The following is a 19,016-nucleotide window of genomic DNA, read 5'->3' on the forward strand; positions in this document are numbered from 1 at the left end:
TCGCCACGACAGTCGCAGAGTGACCACGAGAGTCGCATAGTCGCCACGGGCACGTCTCGTCACCTCGTCGCCACCGTTCGGCGGACAGCTCAGCTCTCGCTCGCCACCGACTGGGTCGCCGGGTCGGTGACGGCAGCCTCCGGGTGCGGGGTCTGCGACGGCCCGCCGGCCAGCGCCTTCTGGTCCTTGACCCACAGGCCGACCAGGCCGCGGAAGTGCGCGAGGAACTTCTCCTGCTCATGGGCCGGGTAGGTGCTGCGCACGGTGTCGAGCAGGATCGTGTCGAACCCGTCGGAGTCGACCCATTCCAGGACGGCCTCCGGCAGGTGCGGGAGGTGCTCGTCGCACCAGTTCCAGTAGTTCTCGGTGTCGAAGTGCTCGTCCGCCAGCCGGCGGTAGGCCTCCATCTTGGCCTGGTAGTCGAGGCTGTCGTCGTCGGCGATCTCGTAGTAGCGCCGCGTCTCCAGGTCGACCGTGGCGGGCCGGTTGGTCGCCAGCGAGTAGACCGACCAGCGCACCAGCGCGGTGATGGCCCACGGGAAGTAGTAGTGCAGCGAGGTCACCGCGACGTCCGGGCAGGCGTTGGCGTAGTCGATCGGGTGCACGTCGTCGCCGGCGATGAGCATCTCGGCGGAGTTGAACTCCCACCCGAAGAAGGCGTTGACCACCTTGCTCACCGTCTGGGCCTCCCACCCGGCCTGCGGGGTCAGGAAGTCGTAGCTGACGGCATACCGGTTGTGCATCGGCTGCTCGGGCCGGAAGTCCATCACCATCGTCTCCGGCCCGATGGACAGGGCGCGGGCGAACTTGTCGTAGTCGACCGTGGCCTGCAGGTGCATCAGCATCTCGCCGGACTCGTCGTAGGACCGGTGCAGGCCCTTCTGGTCCTCGATGCGGGACACCCCGCGCCAGCCGCCGCCGTCGAAGGGCTTCATGTACATCGGGTAGCCCACCCCGTCGGCGATCTCGTCCAGGTCGAAGGACTCGTTGTACTTGGCCGAGGTGTAGGCCCACCGCACGTTGTCGACCGGGTTCTTGTAGGGCACCAGCACCGTCTTGGGGATCTTCATGCCCAGCCGGAGCATGGCGCAGTAGGCGCTGTGCTTCTCCATCGACTGGAACGTGAACGGGCTGTTGAGCAGGTAGGTGTCGTTCATCAGCGCGGCCTTCTTGAGCCACTCGCGCGGGTGGTAGTACCAGTACGCGAGGCGGTCGATCACCAGGCCGGGCCGCACCGGCTCCGTCAGGTCGAACGGACTGATCCGCAATCGTTCGGACGTGATCTCGACGGTCTCGCCGCCGACCTTGAGCGGGCCGACCAGGCCCAGGATCTGCTCGAAAGCCCGCGGCCAGTCCTCCTCAGCACCGAGCAGGAGACCGATCAGGGCGTTGCGCTTGGCTGCCATGACGGCAACCTATCGCGACGGGGCCTTCTCCGGTATGCCGTGGGGCAGGTATCCGGGTGACGCGGCCCCGTCGCGCTGGTCCCGTCAGCAGAACCGGGGCAGGTGGTGGGCGATCTGGCGGCGCCACCACGGCCAGTCGTGGGCGCTGTCGTGACCCCACATGTCGAGCTGGTGCGGCACCCCCTTGGCCCGCAGCACCGCGGCGAGCTGCTGCGCACCCGGCAGCGACTTGGTCGGGTGCACCTCGAACGGCCCCTGGCCGACGACCAGCAGCACCTGCACCGCCCGGCGCAGGAACTCCAGGTGATCGCCCTCAGCGTTGGCCAGGTAGGCGGTCGGGTTGTTGAAGTAGGTGGCCTGCCCGATCTCGCCCCAGCCGCGCCACGACGTCGGGTCGTAGTTGCCGCTGAGCCCGATCGCGACCGGGAAGAGGTCGGCGCGCTTCAGCGCGAAGTTCACCGCGTGGTAGGCCCCCATCGAGCAGCCGGTCGTGACGATGCCCTGGTGGCCCGGGGAGTCGGCGTTGATGGTGGGCACCACGTGGTTGACGATCCAGTTCTCGTATGCCGAGTGGCGGCGGGCGCGTTCCTCGGTCGGCAGGGCGTAGTGGGACCAGGACAACCGGTCGAAGCTGTCCACCGCGTAGATCTTGATGCGGCCCGCGTCGACCAGGTCGCTGACGGCGTCGACCATCCCGTTGTTCTCGTAGTCCCAGGCGCGGCCCGCCTCGGAGGGAAAGGCGATGACCGGCCGCCCGTAGTGGCCATAGCGGATGACGGTGCCTGGCCGGTCCAGACCCTCGCCGTAGATCTCGACCTGCTCCCGCTCCACGCCATCTCCTTCGTCCAGGGACCCGCCGGACCCGGCGGTCGGCATACGGGACCCCGTGCTGCCTGGGGCAAGTCTGCTACATCGGCGACCGAGCGCGCGCCCGTGTCCCCGAGCCGCTACCGCCGGTCACCCAGCACCTGGTCGAGCATCGGGCGGACATGGACGGCGTACCGCTCCGGGAAGGTCGTCGCACAGCCGAGCACCCAGGCCAGCACCTCGACCGACCGGAGCCGTCGCCACGGGGCCAGCGCCTCGTCCGTGGGGACGGGTCGTCCGGTCAGGCGGCAGTACTCCGCCAGCGCGGCTGGCCCGTCCGGGGCGCCGGACAGCACCGCCAGGTCCCACTCGATCGGCCCGGCCCCCGCCTCCTCGAAGTCGATCCAGCGCCACCGACCGTCCGCGGCACGGATCACGTTGCCCGGGTGCGCGTCACCGTGCAGCACGACCACGTCGGTGCCACGCCCCTCGATCCCGGCGAGCGCCGCCTGGTGCGCGGCCCGGACGGCGCCGAGGTCGTCCGCGGCGAGTGACCCGTGCCGCTCCACGAAGTCCAGCGCGTCCGTCACGGCGTCCGTGGCCACCGGCAGCCACGGGAGCTGCGGGACGACGTCGGTGAGGCCGGTGTGCAAGCGCGCCAACAGGTCCGCGACGTCCTCCGCCGCAGGCACGGTGCCGTCGTCGCCGACGTCGGTCCACAGCGAGATCCAGAGCCCGTCGACCTGGTGCGGGCCGGGGTCGACCCCGGGTGCCGGCGGCACCACGGGCAGGCTGCGCTCCGCGGCCAGACGTGCCACGAGGAGCTCGGTCGCGAGCCAGCGCCTGGGGTCCGCCCGCTGCGCGCCGGTGTGGGTGGAGACCCGCGCGACGAGGCCCGCCACCCGCACCATCAGGCTGCCCCGGTCGGACAGCACCTCCGGTATGTCGTCAGCCAGGTCGAGCGTGCGGGCGAGGGTCTGCACGGCGGCCAGACCGCGGGCACGCAACGGGTTGGTCGTGCTCACCCGGTGAGCGTGCCAGGCCCGAGAGCGGGTGTCACTGCCGGGGAGCGGGTGTCACTGCCGGGACACCCCACGGGCCGCGCCGCACCAGGGTCGCGGTGAGGATGACCGCCACGGCCAGGGCGGTGCCGATCACGACCATCCCGGGCAGCATGTGCCACCACCCGTAGGCGTCGCCGGCCGCGCTCCACACGGGGCCGGGGACCAGCACCCAGACCAGCGCCTGGGCGATGTTGACGCCCAGGACGGTGCCGAAGAGCCACTCGGGGCGGGCCCACAGGGCCAGGATGCCCAGCGCGTTACCAGCCAGGAACAGCACGCCCAGGAAGCGGAGACCGACGAACGCCGCGGTGGCCGACGCCGGCTCGGCCAGGCCGGCCCCGACCAGCCCCTGCTCGACGACCGGATGGTCGAGCGCGGCGAAGACGTGGAGCGCGGTCGCCACGGTCAGCAGCACCGAGCAGGCGGCGACCAGCACCTGCAGCCGGCCGGGCCGCACCTCGGCCCGGGGCTCGCCCACCAGCTCGGCCAGGGACGGCCCGACCTGCGGCGGGGCTGCCATCGGGTGACGGGTGGTCGCGCTCATGAATCCACCATGCGGCATCCGAGGGCCTGACGACATAGGGTTTTCCCCCGAGTCGCCCCCCAGGTATCCCCCTGACGGGCCAGGGTCGCGGGGCGCAGGGCCCGCCCCGAACGGAGAGGAGGCCGCCGTGGATCCGGAGGCGATCGTCGCGTTCACCGGTCTCGGGCTGGTGGCGCTCACCGGCATCGGGATCGCGGTCTTCGTCCTGCGACGCTCCCTGCGCCGGATCGACAACCCGCTGCCGGTCCAGGTGCAGCGCGACGGCGTGCGGGTGGTCGAGATCCCGACCCGCCAGGCCGCCCGAACCACCCCGGGCCTGCCGCTCCTCGCACTGGGCCAGTTCACGGGCACGGGCCTGCTCCGCATCGTGCCCGGGGGCCTGGAGGTGGAGGGCCTGCGGGAGAAGTTCGTCCCGCTCGAGGAGATCGCCGGGGTCGACACCATCGGCCGACGGGACGACTACCTGGCGCTGACCATGAAGCGGGGCCGCGGCTACGGGTTCATCACCGCCTCCCCCGAGGGCACCGACGCCGCCCTCCTGGAGCTGGCGCCGCACCTGCCGTTCGGTGACCTGGCCCGGGAGCGTCTCGCCCGGCTCCGCCCGCTCCGAGGGTGAGAGGCATCACATTCCGAACTTTCGGCGACCACGGGCGAGCACTTGCGCGGCTCCAGACGGGGCGCCGGAGATCGTCCGGTCAACCTGCCTCTGCGCCGAACGACCTCGCTGACCTGCGGTTTTGTGGTCCTGACGGCGGGTCGGACTCGTCCATACTCGACGGATGGCATTGCGCATCGGGATCTTCGGACGGGGCCGGCTGGGCTCCGCCGTCGCCGCTGCCGTCGACACCGCGCACGACCTCGAGCTGACCTGGACGACCGGCCGGGAGGGCGCGCCGGACGACGCACCGGTCGATGTCGCGCTGGACCTGAGCAACGCCGCCGGCGTGCCCGACCACCTGACCTGGGCGGCCGACACCGGCACCGACCTGGTGATCGGGGCGACGGGCTGGGTCCGAGACCTACTCGCCGCGACCCCTGCCGAGACCTTTGGGGTGCTCACCGCCCCGAACTTCTCGCTCTCCGTGGCCCTGATGCGCCGATTGGCCCTGGTGCTCGGACGGTATGCCGAGGCCGCCCCCGAGCCCGCCGACCTCGCCGTCTCGGAGGTGCACCACACCCGCAAGGTGGACGCCCCCAGCGGCACCGCGGTGCTCCTCCAGCGTGCCCTCGCCGAGGGCTCGGGACGGGACATCGGCGCGGTGCAGACCGCAAGCCTGCGACTGGGCAACGTCGTCGGGCGGCACGACGTGCACTACGAGACGCCGTCGGAGTCCCTCGTGCTCACCCACGAGGCGCACAGCCGGGACGCGTTCGTGCCCGGGGCCCTCACCGCCGCCCGGTGGCTGCACGGACGCACCGGGCTGCACACCTTCGACGACCTCGCCGCGGACCTGCTCGACCCCATGCTCGCCAAGCCCTGAGACCCACCCGACCAGCACGTCCACCCAACCAGCACGTCCACCCACCCACAGAAGGAGGAAACCATGAGCGGTGTTCAGTTCACCGGCCTCGGCGTGGCGCTCGCCACCCCGTTCACCACTGGCGCGGAGGCGGCACGCAAGCCCGCCGATGGCACCCCCGACGGGGTGGTTGCGCGCAAGCGCCCCGAGATCGACCGGGAGGCGTTCCGGCGTCTGGTCTCCCACGTCGTCGACGGCCGCGCCGACTTCCTCGTCGTGCTCGGCTCGACCGGCGAGGCCGCGACCGTGACCGAGGAGGAGCGGGCCGAGCTCATCGGCATCGCCCGGGACCAGGCGCCCCGCACCCCGATCGTCGTCGGCACCGGCCACAACAGCACCGACCAGGCCGTGGCGCTGTCCCGCCACGCGGTGGCCGCGGGAGCCGACGGGCTGCTCGTGGTGACGCCCTACTACAACAAGCCACAACCGGCCGGCATCGTGGCCCACTTCCAGGCCATCGCCGAGGAGCTGCCCGGCGTGCCGGTCATCGCCTACAACGTGCCCGGGCGCACCGGCAGCAACCTGACCCCGGAGACGCTGGCGGACCTGTGGGCGATCCCGGAGGTCGTGGCCGTCAAGGAATCCTCCGGCGACCTGCGCCAGATCGCCCGGATCTGCCAGGAGGCCCCCGCCGGCAAGACGGTGCTGGCCGGCGACGACGACCTGGCCCTGCCCGCCATCGCGGTCGGCGCCCAGGGCCTGATCTCGGTGTGCGGCAACGTCGCCCCCGACGAGACCCGGGCGCTGGTCCAGGCCGCCCGCCGGGGAGACCTGGCGCAGGCCCGCGAGCTCGCCATGCTGCTGACACCGCTGATGTCGGCACTGTTCGCCGAGTCCAACCCGGTGCCACTCAAGGCGGCCCTGGCCTGCATGGGCCTGGCCACCGGCATGGTCCGGGCACCGCTCGCGCCGGCCGCACCCGACACCTGGTCCCGCATCCAGTCGGTGCTGTCCGACCTCGGGATCGGCGCCCGGGCGGTGGCATCGTGACGGCCACCAGCACGCTGCAGCAGACTGACCCGATGACCCCCGAGCAGGCGACCGCCTTCCTGGACGACCTCGAGGCGGGGCGGCGGCGCGCCGCGACCCGCGACGCCGACGGCACCTGGCAGGTGGACGCCTCCGTCAAGGAGGGCATCCTCGCGGTGTTCCGCCTCAGCGAGGTCGTGCCGCTGCCCGGCTGGCCGGGCGGGGCGGTCGACAAGGAGCTGGTCCCGGCCCGGGAGATCACCGCGGCCGACGGGGTGCGCCTGGTCCCGGGCGGCACCTCGGTGCGGCGCGGCGCTGCGCTGCGACCCGGCGTCGTCGTCATGCCGCCCAGCTACCTCAACATCGGTGCCTACGTCGGAGAGGACTCGATGGTCGACAGCCACGTCCTGGTGGGCTCCTGCGCCCAGGTCGGGGCCCGGGTGCACCTGTCCGCCGGAGTGCAACTCGGCGGGGTGCTGGAGCCCGTCGGAGCCCGCCCGGTCGTGGTCGAGGACGACGCCTTCGTCGGCGCCCAGTGCGGCCTGTTCGAGGGCGTCGTGGTGCGGTCCGGAGCCGTGCTGGCCCCCGGCACGATCCTGACCTCGCGCACCGTGATCCACGACCTGGTGCACGAGCGCGAGGTCCGTGGCGAGGTGCCCGAGGGTGCCGTCGTGGTCCCCGGCTCGCGCCCGGCGCGGGGGTCGTATGGCGAGGGGCTGGGGCTGTCCCTGTACGCCCCCGTCATCGTGAAGTACCGCGACGACGCCACCGACGCCTCGACCGTGCTCGAGGAGGCCCTGCGATGAGCATCCCCACGATCAGCGGCTCCGCCCGGGTCGCAGGGCTGCGCCCGTCCACGATCCGCGCCATGGCCGTCGGTGCACCCGAGGACACCATCGACCTGGGCCTGGGCGTCCCCGGCTGGGACCTGCCCGGCCCCGCCCGGCAGGCGTTGGCCGACAGCGCCGCCGGACCCGGACCGCTCGGCTACGGGCCCAACGAGGGCCTGCCCGAGCTGGTCGCGGCGATCGCCGCGCACCACGGGCTGCCCGGCGTCAACGGTGACGCCGGGGAGTCCGCCCAGCGGGTCATGGTGACGGCGGGGGCGCAGGCAGCCCTATACGCCCTGTTCCAGGCCCACGTCTCCCCCGGCCAACGGGTGCTGGTCCCCGATCCCGGCTTCCCGGCATACGGCACCCTCGCCCGGCTGGCCGGTGGCGAACCCGTTCCCTACCGCCTCGGCGAGCACGGCGAGCTGGACCCTGAGGCGTTCGGGCAGGTGCTGGACGCCACCGACGGGGTGGCCCTGGCGGTGCTCAACCACCCGGGCAACCCGACCGGCGGCGGCGCGTCCCCCGAGGCGCTGCGGGCCGTCGCGACCGCGGCCCGCGCGGCGGGGGTGCTGCTGCTTTCCGACGAGGTCTACCGCGAGGTGCACCTCGGCCGGCGGCCTCCGTCGCTGCACGACGTCACCGACAGCGGCGTCGTGGTGTCCTCGGTCAGCAAGGGCTGGGCGGCCCCAGGGCTGCGCGTCGGGTGGGCCGTCGGTGACCCCGGCCTGCTGGCCCCCGCCCGGTTGGTGCACAACACCATGACCACGGCGGCGGCCGTGCCGAGCCAGCGGGCCGCTGCCGCGCTGCTCCGGCACTCCCCGGACGTCCTGCGCGACACCCGCCGCCAGCTGATCGCCCGGTGGTCGGTCGCCCAGACCGCACCCGAGCCGGTGCGCGCCCGCTACACCCCCGCCGGCGGCTTCTACCTGTGGCTGCCGCTGCCGGAGTGGGCCCTCCCGGACCCCGAGGGGCACTGCCGCCGGCTGCGGGACGAGGGCCGCGTGGTCGTGGTCCCGGGCACCGCCTTCGGGCCCGGCGGCTCCGGTCTCGTGCGGGTCTCCTGCGGCGGGGACCCGCGCGCCCTCGCCGAGGGGCTGTCCCGGATGGCGCCCTTCTGGGAGCGTCCGTGAGCGTGGCGGCTCCCCCGCGACTGTTCGCGCTCGACGACGGGCGGATCCGGGAGCTCGCCGCCCGGGGCACGCCCTGCTTCGGCTACGACCTGGACCTGGCCAGGGCGCGGTTCCGGGCACTGCGGGACGTGCTGCCGGAGCGGGTGCTGCTGGCCTACGCGGTCAAGTCCAACCCCGGCCCGCCCCTGCTGCAGGCCCTGGCCGCCGAGGGCGCGTGGTTCGACTGCGCGTCCGCGGGCGAGGTCGAGGCGGTGCGGGTGGCCCGGCGCGAGGCGGCCCTCGCCGGCGCGGTCCGGGACGAGGCGGGGATGGTGCTCGCCGGCCCGGCCAAGAGCGAGGCCGACCTGCTGGCCGGGCTGGACTACGGTGCCCGGATCCAGGTCGACGGCATCGAGGACGTGGCCCGGCTGGCCGCGCTGCACGACGAGCCGGAGCCGCTGCCGGTCAACGTGCGGGTCCACCCGGCGACCGGGGTCAGCGAGTCCGCCTCCATCATCGGCGGCGCCGGGCCCTCGGCGTTCGGGGTCGACGAGGAGGAGCTGCCCGCCTTCGTCGCGGCGGCCGCCCGGCACCCACGGGTCCGCCTCGCGGGGTTGCAGGTGTTCTCCGCCAGCAACGAGCTGGACGCGGCGGCGCTGCTGGCCAACCACCGCACCGCCCTCGAGATCGGCCGGCGGCTGCACCACGACCACGGCATCACCCTGGAGCTGATCGACATCGGCGGCGGCCTGGGCATCCCGTATGCCGAGGGGCAGCCGGAGCTGGACATCGCCGAGCTGGGTGCGGGGCTGGCGCAGTTGCTGGCCGAGCACTCCTGGTTCACCGGGGAGCTGCTGCTCGAGCCGGGGCGGTGGCTCTCCGGCCCGACCGGGGTCTACCTGACCCGGGTGGTGCGGGTGAAGCCGAGCCGGGGCGCCACGTTCGCCGTCCTGCAGGGCGGCATCAACCACCTGTTGCGTCCGCTGCTGACCGGGCAGTCGTTCCCGGTCCGTGCCCTCCCCGCCCCGCGGGACCCTGCGGGTGCCGCACCGGAGCGCCCCGGCGAGCTCACGACATACACCCTGGCCGGGCCGTTGTGCACCTCGCTGGACCGGGTCGGCACGGCCGAGCTGGGGCCGCTGGCGCCCGGCGACCTGCTGGTGTTCGGTCAGACGGGGGCCTACGCCTCCACCCAGGCGATGACGCACTTCCTGTCCCATCCGCCGCCGGAGCAGCACTGGCTCGGCGGCTGAGGGCGCACGGGTCGATGAGTTCTGCCGCCGCCGGTGGTCCATCCCCCGTCAGCGTCCACCACCCCCCGGGAGCCCGCCGTGCCACCTGTCACCGTGACCATGTCCATCTCGCTCGACGGCTACGGGACCGGCCGCGACCAGACCCGGGAGCGGCCCTTCGGCGACCTTCCGGAGGGGATGCTGCACCGGTGGATGGAGGAGGACGCCGAGGCCAACCGGGAGGCCAAGGAGGCGATCCTCGACGCCGGGGCGTTCATCATGGGCCGCAACATGTTCGGCCCGGTGCGCGGTGAGTGGACCGGGGACTGGCGCGGCTGGTGGGGCCCGAACCCGCCCTACCAGTGCCCCGTTTTCGTGCTGACCCACTACCCGCGCGAGCCACTGGTGATGGAGGGCGGCACCACGTTCCACTTCGTCACCGACGGGATCCACGCCGCCCTCGCCCGGGCCCGCGAGGCGGCGGGCGACCGGCAGGTCCACGTCGCCGGCGGGCCGACCACCGCCAACGCCTACCTCGCCGCGGGCCTGGTCGACGAGCTGCGCCTGCAGATCTCCCCGGGTCTCGCGGGGGGCGGCGAGCGCCTCTTCGACGGGGTCGGGCCGGTGGACCTGGAGCAGGTCTCCTCCGTCTCCACCCCGCTGGTGACGCACGTCCACTACCGGGTGGTGCGACCCGGCACGTGACGCCGGACCAGGCTGCGATACTGCTCCGGTGACCCTTGCCCGGAAGACCTCGGAGGACCTGTGAAGATCGCCATCGTCGGGACCGGCTACGTCGGCCTGTCCAACGCCGTGATCCTGGCTCAGCACCACGACGTGGTCGCGCTGGACATCGACGCCGCCAAGGTGGACAAGATCAACCGGCGCGAGTCGCCCATCATCGACGCCGAGCTGCAGGAGTACCTCGCCGAGCGGGAGCTCTCGCTGCAGGCCACGCTGGACCCGGCGCAGGCCTACGAGGGCGCCGAGTTCGTGGTCATCGCCACCCCGACGGACTACGACGAGCGCACCAATTTCTTCAACACCAGCTCGGTCGAGACGGTCATCAAGGACGTCATCGGGGTCAACCCGCAGGCCACGATGGTCATCAAGTCCACCGTGCCGGTCGGGTTCACCGCCCGGATGCAGCAGGACCACCCGGACGCCACCATCATCTTCTCCCCGGAGTTCCTGCGTGAGGGACGCGCCCTCTACGACAACCTGCACCCCTCACGGATCATCGTCGGGCAGGACTCCGAGCGCGGCCGCGCCTTCGCCGACCTGCTCGTGCAGGGCTCGCTGGAGCCCGACGTCCCGGTCCTGATCACCGGCCCCACCGAGGCCGAGGCGATCAAGCTCTTCGCCAACACCTACCTGGCCCTGCGGGTGGCCTACTTCAACGAGCTGGACTCCTACGCCGCCACGCACGGGCTGGACTCCAAGCAGATCATCGAGGGCGTCGGGCTCGACCCCCGCATCGGGTCGCACTACAACAACCCCTCGTTCGGCTACGGCGGCTACTGCCTGCCCAAGGACACCAAGCAACTGCTGGCCAACTACCAGGACGTCCCGCAGAACCTGATCAACGCGGTCGTGGACGCCAACACCACCCGCAAGGACTTCATCGCCCGCGACATCCTGCGCCGTGAGCCCAGGACGGTCGGCGTCTACCGGCTCATCATGAAGTCGGGGTCCGACAACTTCCGGGCCTCCAGCATCCAGGGCATCATGAAGCGGATCAAGGCCAAGGGCGTGCCCGTCATCGTCTACGAACCCACCCTGGAGACCTCGGAGTTCTACCACTCCGAGGTGGTCAACGACCTCGAGGAGTTCAAGCGCCGCTCCGACGTGATCGTCGCCAACCGGCAGGCGGAGGCCCTCGACGACGTCGCCGACAAGGTCTACACCCGCGACCTCTACGGCCGGGACTGACCGACCGAGCCACCGGCTCCCGTGGGCGCGGCCTGCTCGTGCTCCTCGTGGCCGGCGTACTCGCGCAGCAGCGCCTCGCCGTCGGTGGCGATCCCGCGCAGCAGCGCCACGACGACCGCCTCGATCTCCTCCGGCTCCATCGGGTCGGAGCCCAGGAGCAACCGGAAGAACACCAGGGAGCTGAGGGCGTCGACGGTGAGCGGCAGGTCGACGTCGTCGCGCAGGTCGCCCCGCCGGCGTGCCTCGAACAGGGTGCGGTGCACCGCCCGCCGCGGGGGCTCCAGCACCACGGTCGTGAGCTGTTCGTGGAGTGCGGCGTCGTCCGACCCCTCCGCGATGAGCTGCGCGAGAGTCCCTGCGCCCAGGCGGCGGAAGGCGGCGGTGAAGAGCACCAGGCACTCGTGCAGGTCGCACAGCGTGCAGCCCGTGCTCGGCCCCTCGATCCGGCCCAGCCGTTCCGCGAGGACCGCGAGCGCCAGGTGGCGCCGGTTCGGCCAGCGCCGATAGACCGCCGCCTTGCTCACGCCGGCCCGGCGGGCGACCTCCTCGATCGCCAGCCCCCGGTAACCCCCCTCGTCCAACTGCTCCGCCGCCGCCCGGAGCACGTCCTCGTCGATGTGCGCCTGCCGGGGCCGGCCCCTGCGGGTAGCCATCCGGTCTCACCTCCCGTAAAATAAATACGAGTCGTACCGTATCATATAAGGAGTGGGTATGTCGTCAGGCACGGCAGGCAGCGCAGGCGCGGCGGACACCCGGGCGTGGGTGGGCCTCGGCCTGCTCATGGTGCCCATCTTCATGGCCGCGCTCGACATGACCGTCCTCTTCCTGGCGATCCCGACGATCGCCGCCGAGCTGCTGCCGTCGGGCACCCAGCAGCTGTGGGTGCTGCACATCGGCGACATCGCCGGGGCGAGCCTGGTGCTGACCGCCGGCCGGCTGGTCGACCGCTTCGGCCCGCGGCGCCTGCTCGTCCTCGGGATGCTCGCCTACGGCCTGGCCTCGGCGCTGGCGGCCTTCGCCCCCTCGGTGGAGCTGCTCATCCTGGCCCGGATGCTGCTCGGCGCCTCGGCGGTCACGATGGCACCTGCCGGGATGGCCCTGCTGCGGCGGATGTTCCCGCTGGCGCGACAGTTCTCCACGGCGCTGGCCCTGTTCATGGCCGCCTTCTCGGGCGGGATGGCGCTGGGGCCGCCGATCGGCGGGCTCCTCCTGGAGCACTTCTGGTGGGGCTCGATCTTCCTGCTCAACGTCCCGGTGGCCCTCGTCGTCGCGGCGCTGGCGGGGCGACTGCTCCCGGCGGTGCCCGGCAGCGGGCAGGGCCGCATGGATCTGGCCAGCATCGCCCTGTCGGCCGCGGGGATCGCCGGTGTGGTCTATGGCGCCCAGGAGCTCGCGGCGCACGGGTGGTCCCCGGGTCGCGGGCTGGTCCTGGCGGCCGGGCTGCTGCTCATCACCGGCTTCGTCCGGCGCCAGGCCTCGCTGGAGAGCCCGTTGCTGGACCTGTCCCTGTTCCGCTCGGTGCCCTTCACGGTCGGCCTGGTGGCGATCTGGCTGGTCATCACCGCCACCGCAGGGGCGGACCTCCAGTTCGCCCAGCACCTCCAGGTGGTGCTCGGGCACTCGCCGCTGAGCGCCGGGGCGCTGCTGGTCGTCCCCGCCGTCAGCTCGGTCGTGGCCACGGCCGCCTCGCCGCTGCTGCTGCGGTGGCTCCGCCCGGGGCCGGCCATCGGGCTGGGCGTGGTGGTCGCGCTCGCCGGCGCCCTCGCCATGCTGGCCGTCGTGGGGTCCGGGACGGCAGCCTCCACCGGGCCGCTGCTGGCCGCTGCCGCAGTCATGGCGGCCGGGGTGGCGCCCGTCTTCTCCCTCGGGACGAACGTCGTACTGACGCACGCGCCGGTCGAGCAGACCGGCTCCGCCCAGGGGATGCAGGAAGTCGGCGGCAGCCTGGGCAACACCGCGGGACTGGCGCTCGGCGGGACCGTCGCCTACCTCGGCTACTCACGCACCCTCTCCGAAACCCTCCCCGGCGGCCTGGCCGAGGAGACCGCCCGACAGAGCACGCAGAGCGTCGGCGGCGCGCTGGCCGCCGCGCAGGACCTCCCACCCCGGGCCGCGGCGCAGCTCACCGAGGCGGCGCAGGCGGCGTTCACCGTGGCCACCCGGGACGCCTACCTGCTGGCGGCCGGCGGCCTCGCGGCGCTCGCGGTGCTCGTGGTGGTGGGCCTGCGCCACGCCCGGCTCGATGAGGACCCTGCGCCGCAGGACGGAGCCGCACAGCCCGCACCCGCGCCGGAGGGCGCACCCGAGCCCGAGGAGACCACGTCGTGCCCGACGCCCCACCCGTAGTCCGCACCTTCGACACCGCCCGGCACGCCGGGACCGTGCAGCTGGCGCCGCACCGGATCTTCCTCACCCCCGCGGTGGAGGCCGCCGAGGGCGGTCCGCTCAGCGCCTACACCGCCCACCTCGGCGCCGGGGAGCGGGCGGACCTGCCGGCCCCGTATGCCGAGGTGTGGGTCGTCCTCGCCGGGCGCCTGCGCGTCACCGGGGCGGGGGCCGACCGAGACGTCCGCCCCGGAGAGTTCCTGCACGTCCCGGAGCAGACGCCAGGCGCCGTCGAGGTCGTGGAGGACGCGACCCTGGTCTGCGTCTCCGCCCCGGCGCACTGAGTCTCGGCTGCACCCGACCTGCTGCACCCGACCTGCTGGACGCGACCGGGTCGGTCGGGTATGACTACCGGGTGGACTTCACCGTCACCGGACCGGTCATCGAGTGGCGCGGTCCGGCACCGTTCTGGTTCCTCGCCGTCTCCACCGGAGGACAGCGAGGACATCAAGGAGGCCGCGCGGGGCCTGGAGTACTGGGGCCAGGTCGCCGTCGAGGTCAGCGTCGGGACGACCACCTTCAACACCGCGCTGTTCCCCAAGGACGGTCGCTACCTCCTCCCGCTCCGGGTGGCCGTGCGGCGGGCCGCCGGCATCGAGCCGGGTGACCAGGTGACGGCCTCACTGGTGCTGGCCGACCGGTCGCCGGGCTGAGAGCCCTTCGACAGGATGGGGACATGGCTGAGAACCTGACGATCACGAGTGACGACTTCGAGGCCGACGGTCCGCTGCCGGACCGGTTGGCCCGCGACCACGGCGAGGAGACCCCGACGCTGCACGTGTCCGGCGTGCCGGACGGCACCGTCGAGCTCGCGGTCGTGTGCCACGACCCGGACGCCCCACTGCCGCGCGGCTGGGTGCACTGGGCCGTCTACGGCCTGGCGCCCGACACCACCACGGTGGACGCCGCGGTCGTCGCCTCGGCCAGGGTCGGCGCCAACACCTGGGGCGAGCCCTCCTGGGGCGGGATGCAGCCGCCGCCCGGGCACGGCGAGCACCGCTATTACTTCTGGGTCTACGCGCTGTCCGCCCCGGTGGACGGCGCCCCGGGCTACGAGGAGTTCCTGGACCGGCACGCGGGCGACATCCTCGGTCAGAACCGGGTCGTGGGGACCTACCGGGTCGACTGACCCCGGGCCGCTGGCTGCCGCTGCCGGTACTGCTCGAAGGCGTCCACCAGCGTCGGGAACTTGGCTCCCAACTCGGTGAAGTCCTCGATCTTCGGCAGCGAGCGCAGCTTGCGGAGCATCTCGCGCCGGGTCGCCTCCGGGTCCTCCCCCACGTGGGAGTCCTGGCTGGGGTGCCGGACCTGGATGAAGGCCACCGAGCGGGAGTCGACCACGGTCGGGAAGGTCTTGTGCACGTGCCGGTGCGAGACCAGCGCGGGCATGTCCAGGCCGCTGCGGGTGCGGCGCCCCAGGTAGGCCTGCCCGACGGAGTTGAACGGGAAGTCCAGGCCGCGGAACTCCACCAGTTCGCCGTCCCGCATCCGGGCCACCAACCCCCGGCCCAGGGACACACACCACCCGTGGTGCTCGGGGACCACATAGGGCTCGAGCTGGTCCAGGAAGTCGGCCGACAGGATGTCGTCGTCGTCCACCCGCAGCATCACCACCTGGCCCCTGCCGGTGCCGCCGTCGAGCCGCTGCGCCACGGTGTCCCGTGCCTCGACCCACCCGTCCACGGGCACCAGGTCGAGCACGGGGTAGGCCCGGGCGAACTCGTGCAGTTGCTCGGTCCACTCGGCGGGCAACCCGGGTGAGTACTGCACCAGGATCCGGTAGTCGTGCCGCTCGGCCAGCGCCTGGTGGATGGGCAGCGACACCTTCCCGAACATGCGCATCCGGGGCTCCATCCGCTCCGGCGACCACAGGTAGTCCCGGTAGTCCTCCGCGCTGGAGAAGGCCCCGGAGTTGGTGGCCCGCCACCCGCCCCAGTCGGGGTCGAAGACGCTGAACCGCACGACGGCGCGGAACTGCGTCGGCCCTCGCCACGGGATCCTCACAGGGCAACCTCTCTTCGCTGGCGCCGGGCCGGGGGCGTGGCCGCGGGCGCGGTGTAGGGGTGCATCGTAGCCAGGACCGGGGGTGGGATGCCGCATCCGGTCCCTGCCGACCGGGGCGCCCGGTCACCCCGCGGTTTCCTCGAAGATCAACCAGGTCCGGGTCGATTTCACACCGGGGATGGCGTGGATGCTCTCCAGCACCAGGTCGCGCAGTTCGTGGTTGTCCCGGGCCCGCACCTCCACGATGACGTCGAAGTCGGCCATCACCAGGGTGACCCGCTGGATCGCCGGCAGCGCCGCCAGGGCGGGAGCGACGGTGCGGAAGGTGTTCTGCTCGATCGAGATGGAGATGTATGCCGAGGTGCCGTACCCGATCTTGTCCGGCGCCACCTGCGCGGCGAACCCGGTGATCACGCCCTCCTCCTGCAGCCGTTCCAGGCGGGCGTAGGCGTTGGCCCGGGAGATGTGCACCCGGTCGGCGAGGGCGCGCACCGAGAGCCGACCGTCGGCCACCAGCTCCTCCACGATCCGCAGGTCGGTCGCGTCGACGACAGACTGTCCAGCCGGACCGCCCTGAGCGCCGCTTCGATCAGACAGATTGCGCTTCTCCATGCCCAGATCATGCCAGACGTCTTGACAGTGCCGACATTGTTGAGCGCTCTGTCCAGCGTCAGCGACCATAGAGGACACGCATGATCACCGTGGATCCGCCGGAGGAGAGGCCGACAATGACGAGCGCAGACGTGCAGGACCTGCTGCCCTGCCCGGAGCCGGTGCGGTTCCTGGACGAGCGCGGCACCCTCGTGCCGGGTGGCCCGGGCGAGCAGGCGAGCGCCCGGGGGTACGCCATGCCGGAGCCCGAGGCCCTGGTGCAGGTGTGGCGCCACATGGTGCTGGGCCGCCGGTTCGACGCCCAGGCCACCGCGCTGACCAAGCAGGGACGGCTGGCGGTCTACCCCTCCTCCCGCGGGCAGGACGCCTGCCAGGTCGCCCCCATCCTGACGATGACGGAGCCGGACTGGTTGTTCCCGACCTACCGCGACTCGATGGCCCTCTTCGTGCGCGGGCTGAACCCGGCCGACTCGATGGCCCAACTGCGCGGCAACTGGCACTCCGGCTATGACCCCAAGGCGACCCGGACCGGCCCCCAGACCACCCCCCTGGCGACGCAGGCGCTGCACGCCGCGGGATCGGCATACGGGATGACCCGCAGGGGCACCGGCGGCGTGGCCCTGTGCTACATCGGCGACGGCGCCACCAGCGAGGGTGACTTCCACGAGGGCCTGAACTTCGCCGCCGTGTTCCACGCGCCCGTCGTCTATGTGGTGCAGAACAACAAGTACGCCATCTCGGTGCCGCTGGCCAAGCAGACCAAGGCCCCGACCCTGGCCTACAAGGGCGTCGGCTACGGGGTGCGCTCCGAGCAGGTCGACGGCAACGACCCGATCGCGATGCTCGCGGTGTGCCGCGCGGCGTTCGAGCACGCGCGGTCCGGTGGTGGCCCGTTCCTCATCGAGGCGCACACCTACCGGATGGAGGCGCACACCAACGCCGACGACGCGACCCGCTACCGGACCGCCGACGAGGTCGACGAGTGGGTCGGGCGCGACCCGATCGTGCGGCTGCAGACCTGGCTGCTCGCCGAGGGCCACCTCGACGACGCCACGGTGGAGCAGGTCCGGGCCGAGGGCGAGGAGATGGCCGCCGGCATCCGTGCGGTCATGAACGAGGACGCGGTCCTGGACCCGATGGAGCTGTTCGCCCACGTGTTCGCCGAGCCCACCCCCCAGCTGCGCGAACAGGCCGAGATGGTGGCCGCCGAGGAGGCACTGCGATGACCCAGACGACCTTTGCCCAGGCCCTGAACCGGGCGCTGCGCGACGAGCTGGCCGCCGACGAGGACGTCCTCGTCTTCGGCGAGGACGTGGGCCAACTCGGCGGCGTCTTCCGGATCACCGACGGGCTGACCCGCGACTTCGGGGAGGAGCGCTGCTTCGACACCCCGCTGGCCGAGGCCGGGATCGCCGGCTTCGCGGTCGGCCTGGCGCTGCAGGGCTTCCGGCCGGTCATCGAGATGCAGTTCGACGCGTTCGCCTATCCGGCGTTCGAGCAGATCGCCTCGCACATCGCCAAGTACCGCAACCGCACCCGCGGTGCCGTCAACCTGCCGATCGTCATCCGGGTCCCCTACGGCGGCGGCATCGGCGGTGTCGAGCACCACTGCGACTCCTCCGAGGGCTACTACGCGCACACCCCCGGCCTGCAGGTCGTCACCCCCGCCACCCCGGGCGACGCCTACTCGATGCTGCGGGAGGCGATCCGCAACCCGGACCCGGTGGTCTTCATGGAGCCCAAGGCGCTCTACTGGTCCAAGGAGGACCTGGACCTGCCGGCCGAGCGCGAGCCGTTCGGCAGGGCCGCGGTCCGCCGCGAGGGGTCCGACGTCACCATCGTCACCTACGGCCCGCAGGTGGCCACCGCCCTGAAGGCCGCCGAGGTCGCCGCCGCCGAGGAGGACTGGGACGTCGAGGTCGTGGACCTGCGCACCATCGTGCCCTTCGACGACGAGACCGTCGCCGCCTCGGTCCGCAAGACCGGGCGGGCCGTCGTGCTGTCCGAGGCCCAGGGCTTCGCCGGGGTCGCCGGCGAGGTCGCCGCACGGATCTCCGAGCGCTGCTTCCACTCCCTGGCCGCACCCGTGCTGCGGGTCTCCGGGCTCGACATCCCCTACCCGCCCCCGATGCTGGAGCACTCCTACCTGCCCGGCGTGGACCGGGTCCTGGACACCATCGCCCGCCTCCAGTGGGACGACGAGCCAGACACCCACCACCTGCCGGCCGGCGACCGGGAGCAGGTCTCGGCATGACCCAGGTCTTCAAGCTCCCCGACCTCGGGGAGGGACTGACCGAGGCCGAGATCGTGGAGTGGCACGTCGCCGAGGGTGACGAGGTCACCATCGACCAGAATGTCGTCACCGTCGAGACCGCCAAGGCCGCCGTCGAGGTGCCCTGCCCGTATGCCGGCACGGTCCTCACGCTGCACGGTGACGCCGGGTCGGTGCTCGAGGTGGGCACCCCGCTGATCACCATCGGCGGCGAGGTCGCCGGGAACGCCGACGCCCCCGCGCCGGCGGGCGGCGAGCAGTACCGGCACGAGGAGCGCGCCGGGGCCCGTGTCCCGGCCGAGGTCGACGGCGGGCAGCCGGTCGGCG

21 protein-coding genes and 1 pseudogene are annotated in these 19,016 nt (G+C 72.6%); 15 read left to right on the plus strand and 7 right to left on the minus strand.

Annotated elements, in window-relative coordinates; genetic code table 11:
- Positions 1–89 precede the first annotated feature (89 nt).
- The 4 genes from AC1QRC_RS00755 to AC1QRC_RS00770 all read right to left on the minus strand — a co-directional run bounded on the left by AC1QRC_RS00755 (position 90) and on the right by AC1QRC_RS00770 (position 3,821).
- Positions 90–1,406, minus strand: a complete 1,317-nt coding sequence (locus AC1QRC_RS00755; protein ID WP_484204979.1) for an ATP-grasp domain-containing protein — start codon at positions 1,404–1,406, stop codon at positions 90–92.
- Between the two features lie 84 nt (positions 1,407–1,490).
- The gene (locus tag AC1QRC_RS00760) at positions 1,491–2,282 is read right to left on the minus strand and encodes an esterase family protein (RefSeq protein ID WP_484204980.1); all 792 of its coding nucleotides are present in this window, start codon (positions 2,280–2,282) and stop codon (positions 1,491–1,493) included.
- A 71-nt stretch (positions 2,283–2,353) separates the two neighbouring features.
- The gene (locus AC1QRC_RS00765) at positions 2,354–3,238 is read right to left on the minus strand and encodes a phosphotransferase (protein ID WP_484204981.1); all 885 of its coding nucleotides are present in this window, start codon (positions 3,236–3,238) and stop codon (positions 2,354–2,356) included.
- 31 nt (positions 3,239–3,269) lie between these two features.
- Complete coding sequence (locus AC1QRC_RS00770; RefSeq protein WP_484204982.1) at positions 3,270–3,821, minus strand: hypothetical protein; 552 nt, start codon at positions 3,819–3,821, stop codon at positions 3,270–3,272.
- A gap of 127 nt (positions 3,822–3,948) precedes the next feature.
- On the opposite strand from AC1QRC_RS00770, the gene AC1QRC_RS00775 reads away from it, so the two are divergent.
- From AC1QRC_RS00775 to AC1QRC_RS00810, 8 genes are all read left to right on the plus strand, one after another.
- Positions 3,949–4,437, plus strand: a complete 489-nt coding sequence (locus AC1QRC_RS00775) for an RNA-binding protein (RefSeq protein WP_484204983.1) — start codon at positions 3,949–3,951, stop codon at positions 4,435–4,437.
- A gap of 163 nt (positions 4,438–4,600) precedes the next feature.
- Complete coding sequence (locus AC1QRC_RS00780; protein WP_484204984.1) at positions 4,601–5,302, plus strand: 4-hydroxy-tetrahydrodipicolinate reductase; 702 nt, start codon at positions 4,601–4,603, stop codon at positions 5,300–5,302.
- Between the two features lie 63 nt (positions 5,303–5,365).
- Entirely contained in the window at positions 5,366–6,331 is a 966-nt protein-coding gene (gene dapA / locus AC1QRC_RS00785; protein ID WP_484204985.1) for a 4-hydroxy-tetrahydrodipicolinate synthase, read from the plus strand.
- Complete coding sequence (locus tag AC1QRC_RS00790; RefSeq protein WP_484204986.1) at positions 6,328–7,116, plus strand: 2,3,4,5-tetrahydropyridine-2,6-dicarboxylate N-succinyltransferase; 789 nt, start codon at positions 6,328–6,330, stop codon at positions 7,114–7,116. The genes dapA and AC1QRC_RS00790 overlap by 4 nt, the downstream gene beginning before the upstream one ends.
- Positions 7,113–8,273 carry a pyridoxal phosphate-dependent aminotransferase gene (locus AC1QRC_RS00795; protein ID WP_484204987.1) on the plus strand — a complete coding sequence of 387 codons (1,161 nt, stop codon included), beginning with the start codon at positions 7,113–7,115 and terminating at the stop codon, positions 8,271–8,273. The genes AC1QRC_RS00790 and AC1QRC_RS00795 overlap by 4 nt, the downstream gene beginning before the upstream one ends.
- Complete coding sequence (locus tag AC1QRC_RS00800; protein WP_484204988.1) at positions 8,270–9,505, plus strand: diaminopimelate decarboxylase family protein; 1,236 nt, start codon at positions 8,270–8,272, stop codon at positions 9,503–9,505. Before AC1QRC_RS00795 ends, AC1QRC_RS00800 begins: the two co-directional genes overlap by 4 nt.
- Positions 9,506–9,583: 78 nt before the next feature.
- A complete protein-coding gene (locus AC1QRC_RS00805; RefSeq protein WP_484204989.1) occupies positions 9,584–10,189 on the plus strand; it encodes a dihydrofolate reductase family protein in 606 nt (201 codons plus the stop codon).
- A gap of 60 nt (positions 10,190–10,249) precedes the next feature.
- Positions 10,250–11,416 (plus strand): nucleotide sugar dehydrogenase, encoded by a 1,167-nt coding sequence (locus tag AC1QRC_RS00810; protein WP_484204990.1) that lies wholly within the window; start codon positions 10,250–10,252, stop codon positions 11,414–11,416.
- Here AC1QRC_RS00810 and AC1QRC_RS00815 read toward each other — a convergent pair.
- A complete protein-coding gene (locus AC1QRC_RS00815) occupies positions 11,401–12,069 on the minus strand; it encodes a TetR/AcrR family transcriptional regulator (RefSeq protein ID WP_484204991.1) in 669 nt (222 codons plus the stop codon). The two genes, AC1QRC_RS00810 and AC1QRC_RS00815, sit on opposite strands and share 16 nt — an antisense overlap.
- A gap of 58 nt (positions 12,070–12,127) precedes the next feature.
- Here AC1QRC_RS00815 and AC1QRC_RS00820 point away from each other — a divergent pair, with 58 nt between their 5' ends.
- The 4 genes from AC1QRC_RS00820 to AC1QRC_RS00835 are packed head-to-tail and all read left to right on the plus strand — an operon-like array spanning position 12,128 to position 14,930.
- Positions 12,128–13,762, plus strand: coding sequence for an MFS transporter (locus AC1QRC_RS00820; RefSeq protein WP_484204992.1), 1,635 nt, complete (start codon positions 12,128–12,130; stop codon positions 13,760–13,762).
- A complete protein-coding gene (locus AC1QRC_RS00825; RefSeq protein ID WP_484204993.1) occupies positions 13,741–14,085 on the plus strand; it encodes a cupin domain-containing protein in 345 nt (114 codons plus the stop codon). The genes AC1QRC_RS00820 and AC1QRC_RS00825 overlap by 22 nt, the downstream gene beginning before the upstream one ends.
- A 60-nt stretch (positions 14,086–14,145) precedes the next feature.
- Positions 14,146–14,454, plus strand: a complete 309-nt coding sequence (locus AC1QRC_RS00830) for a DUF1905 domain-containing protein (protein WP_484204994.1) — start codon at positions 14,146–14,148, stop codon at positions 14,452–14,454.
- Between the two features lie 23 nt (positions 14,455–14,477).
- The gene (locus AC1QRC_RS00835; RefSeq protein ID WP_484204995.1) at positions 14,478–14,930 is read left to right on the plus strand and encodes a YbhB/YbcL family Raf kinase inhibitor-like protein; all 453 of its coding nucleotides are present in this window, start codon (positions 14,478–14,480) and stop codon (positions 14,928–14,930) included.
- On the opposite strand, the gene AC1QRC_RS00840 is transcribed toward AC1QRC_RS00835, so the two are convergent.
- Together AC1QRC_RS00840 and AC1QRC_RS00845 are read right to left on the minus strand one after the other, a co-directional pair.
- A complete protein-coding gene (locus tag AC1QRC_RS00840; protein WP_484204996.1) occupies positions 14,915–15,805 on the minus strand; it encodes a glycosyltransferase in 891 nt (296 codons plus the stop codon). The two genes, AC1QRC_RS00835 and AC1QRC_RS00840, sit on opposite strands and share 16 nt — an antisense overlap.
- 123 nt (positions 15,806–15,928) lie before the next feature.
- Complete coding sequence (locus tag AC1QRC_RS00845) at positions 15,929–16,417, minus strand: Lrp/AsnC family transcriptional regulator (protein WP_484204997.1); 489 nt, start codon at positions 16,415–16,417, stop codon at positions 15,929–15,931.
- Between the two features lie 116 nt (positions 16,418–16,533).
- On the opposite strand from AC1QRC_RS00845, the gene AC1QRC_RS00850 reads away from it, so the two are divergent.
- From AC1QRC_RS00850 to AC1QRC_RS00860, 3 genes and pseudogenes are all read left to right on the plus strand, one after another.
- On the plus strand, positions 16,534–17,643 hold the full coding sequence (locus tag AC1QRC_RS00850; RefSeq protein ID WP_484204998.1) for a thiamine pyrophosphate-dependent dehydrogenase E1 component subunit alpha: 1,110 nt from the start codon (positions 16,534–16,536) through the stop codon (positions 17,641–17,643).
- Entirely contained in the window at positions 17,640–18,671 is a 1,032-nt protein-coding gene (locus tag AC1QRC_RS00855) for an alpha-ketoacid dehydrogenase subunit beta (RefSeq protein WP_484204999.1), read from the plus strand. The genes AC1QRC_RS00850 and AC1QRC_RS00855 overlap by 4 nt, the downstream gene beginning before the upstream one ends.
- Positions 18,668–18,835: pseudogene (locus tag AC1QRC_RS00860) on the plus strand (biotin/lipoyl-containing protein); the annotation flags it as partial. The gene AC1QRC_RS00855 and the pseudogene AC1QRC_RS00860, both read left to right, overlap by 4 nt.
- Positions 18,836–19,016: the final 181 nt, after the last annotated feature.

This window comes from Ornithinicoccus sp., assembly GCF_057176825.1.

What these genes read in the sequence shown, in the direction of transcription:
- AC1QRC_RS00755 (WP_484204979.1), bottom strand. Translation starts at nt 1,406, where the DNA reads ATGGCAGCCAAGCGCAACGCCCTGATCGGTCTCCTGCTCGGTGCTGAG.
- AC1QRC_RS00760 (WP_484204980.1), bottom strand. Translation starts at nt 2,282, where the DNA reads ATGCCGACCGCCGGGTCCGGCGGGTCCCTGGACGAAGGAGATGGCGTG.
- AC1QRC_RS00770 (WP_484204982.1), bottom strand. Translation starts at nt 3,821, where the DNA reads ATGAGCGCGACCACCCGTCACCCGATGGCAGCCCCGCCGCAGGTCGGG.
- AC1QRC_RS00780 (WP_484204984.1), top strand. Translation starts at nt 4,601, where the DNA reads ATGGCATTGCGCATCGGGATCTTCGGACGGGGCCGGCTGGGCTCCGCC.
- dapA (WP_484204985.1), top strand. Translation starts at nt 5,366, where the DNA reads ATGAGCGGTGTTCAGTTCACCGGCCTCGGCGTGGCGCTCGCCACCCCG.
- AC1QRC_RS00795 (WP_484204987.1), top strand. Translation starts at nt 7,113, where the DNA reads ATGAGCATCCCCACGATCAGCGGCTCCGCCCGGGTCGCAGGGCTGCGC.
- AC1QRC_RS00815 (WP_484204991.1), bottom strand. Translation starts at nt 12,069, where the DNA reads ATGGCTACCCGCAGGGGCCGGCCCCGGCAGGCGCACATCGACGAGGAC.
- AC1QRC_RS00820 (WP_484204992.1), top strand. Translation starts at nt 12,128, where the DNA reads ATGTCGTCAGGCACGGCAGGCAGCGCAGGCGCGGCGGACACCCGGGCG.
- AC1QRC_RS00830 (WP_484204994.1), top strand. Translation starts at nt 14,146, where the DNA reads ATGACTACCGGGTGGACTTCACCGTCACCGGACCGGTCATCGAGTGGC.
- AC1QRC_RS00835 (WP_484204995.1), top strand. Translation starts at nt 14,478, where the DNA reads ATGGCTGAGAACCTGACGATCACGAGTGACGACTTCGAGGCCGACGGT.
- AC1QRC_RS00845 (WP_484204997.1), bottom strand. Translation starts at nt 16,417, where the DNA reads ATGGAGAAGCGCAATCTGTCTGATCGAAGCGGCGCTCAGGGCGGTCCG.
- AC1QRC_RS00850 (WP_484204998.1), top strand. Translation starts at nt 16,534, where the DNA reads ATGACGAGCGCAGACGTGCAGGACCTGCTGCCCTGCCCGGAGCCGGTG.
- AC1QRC_RS00855 (WP_484204999.1), top strand. Translation starts at nt 17,640, where the DNA reads ATGACCCAGACGACCTTTGCCCAGGCCCTGAACCGGGCGCTGCGCGAC.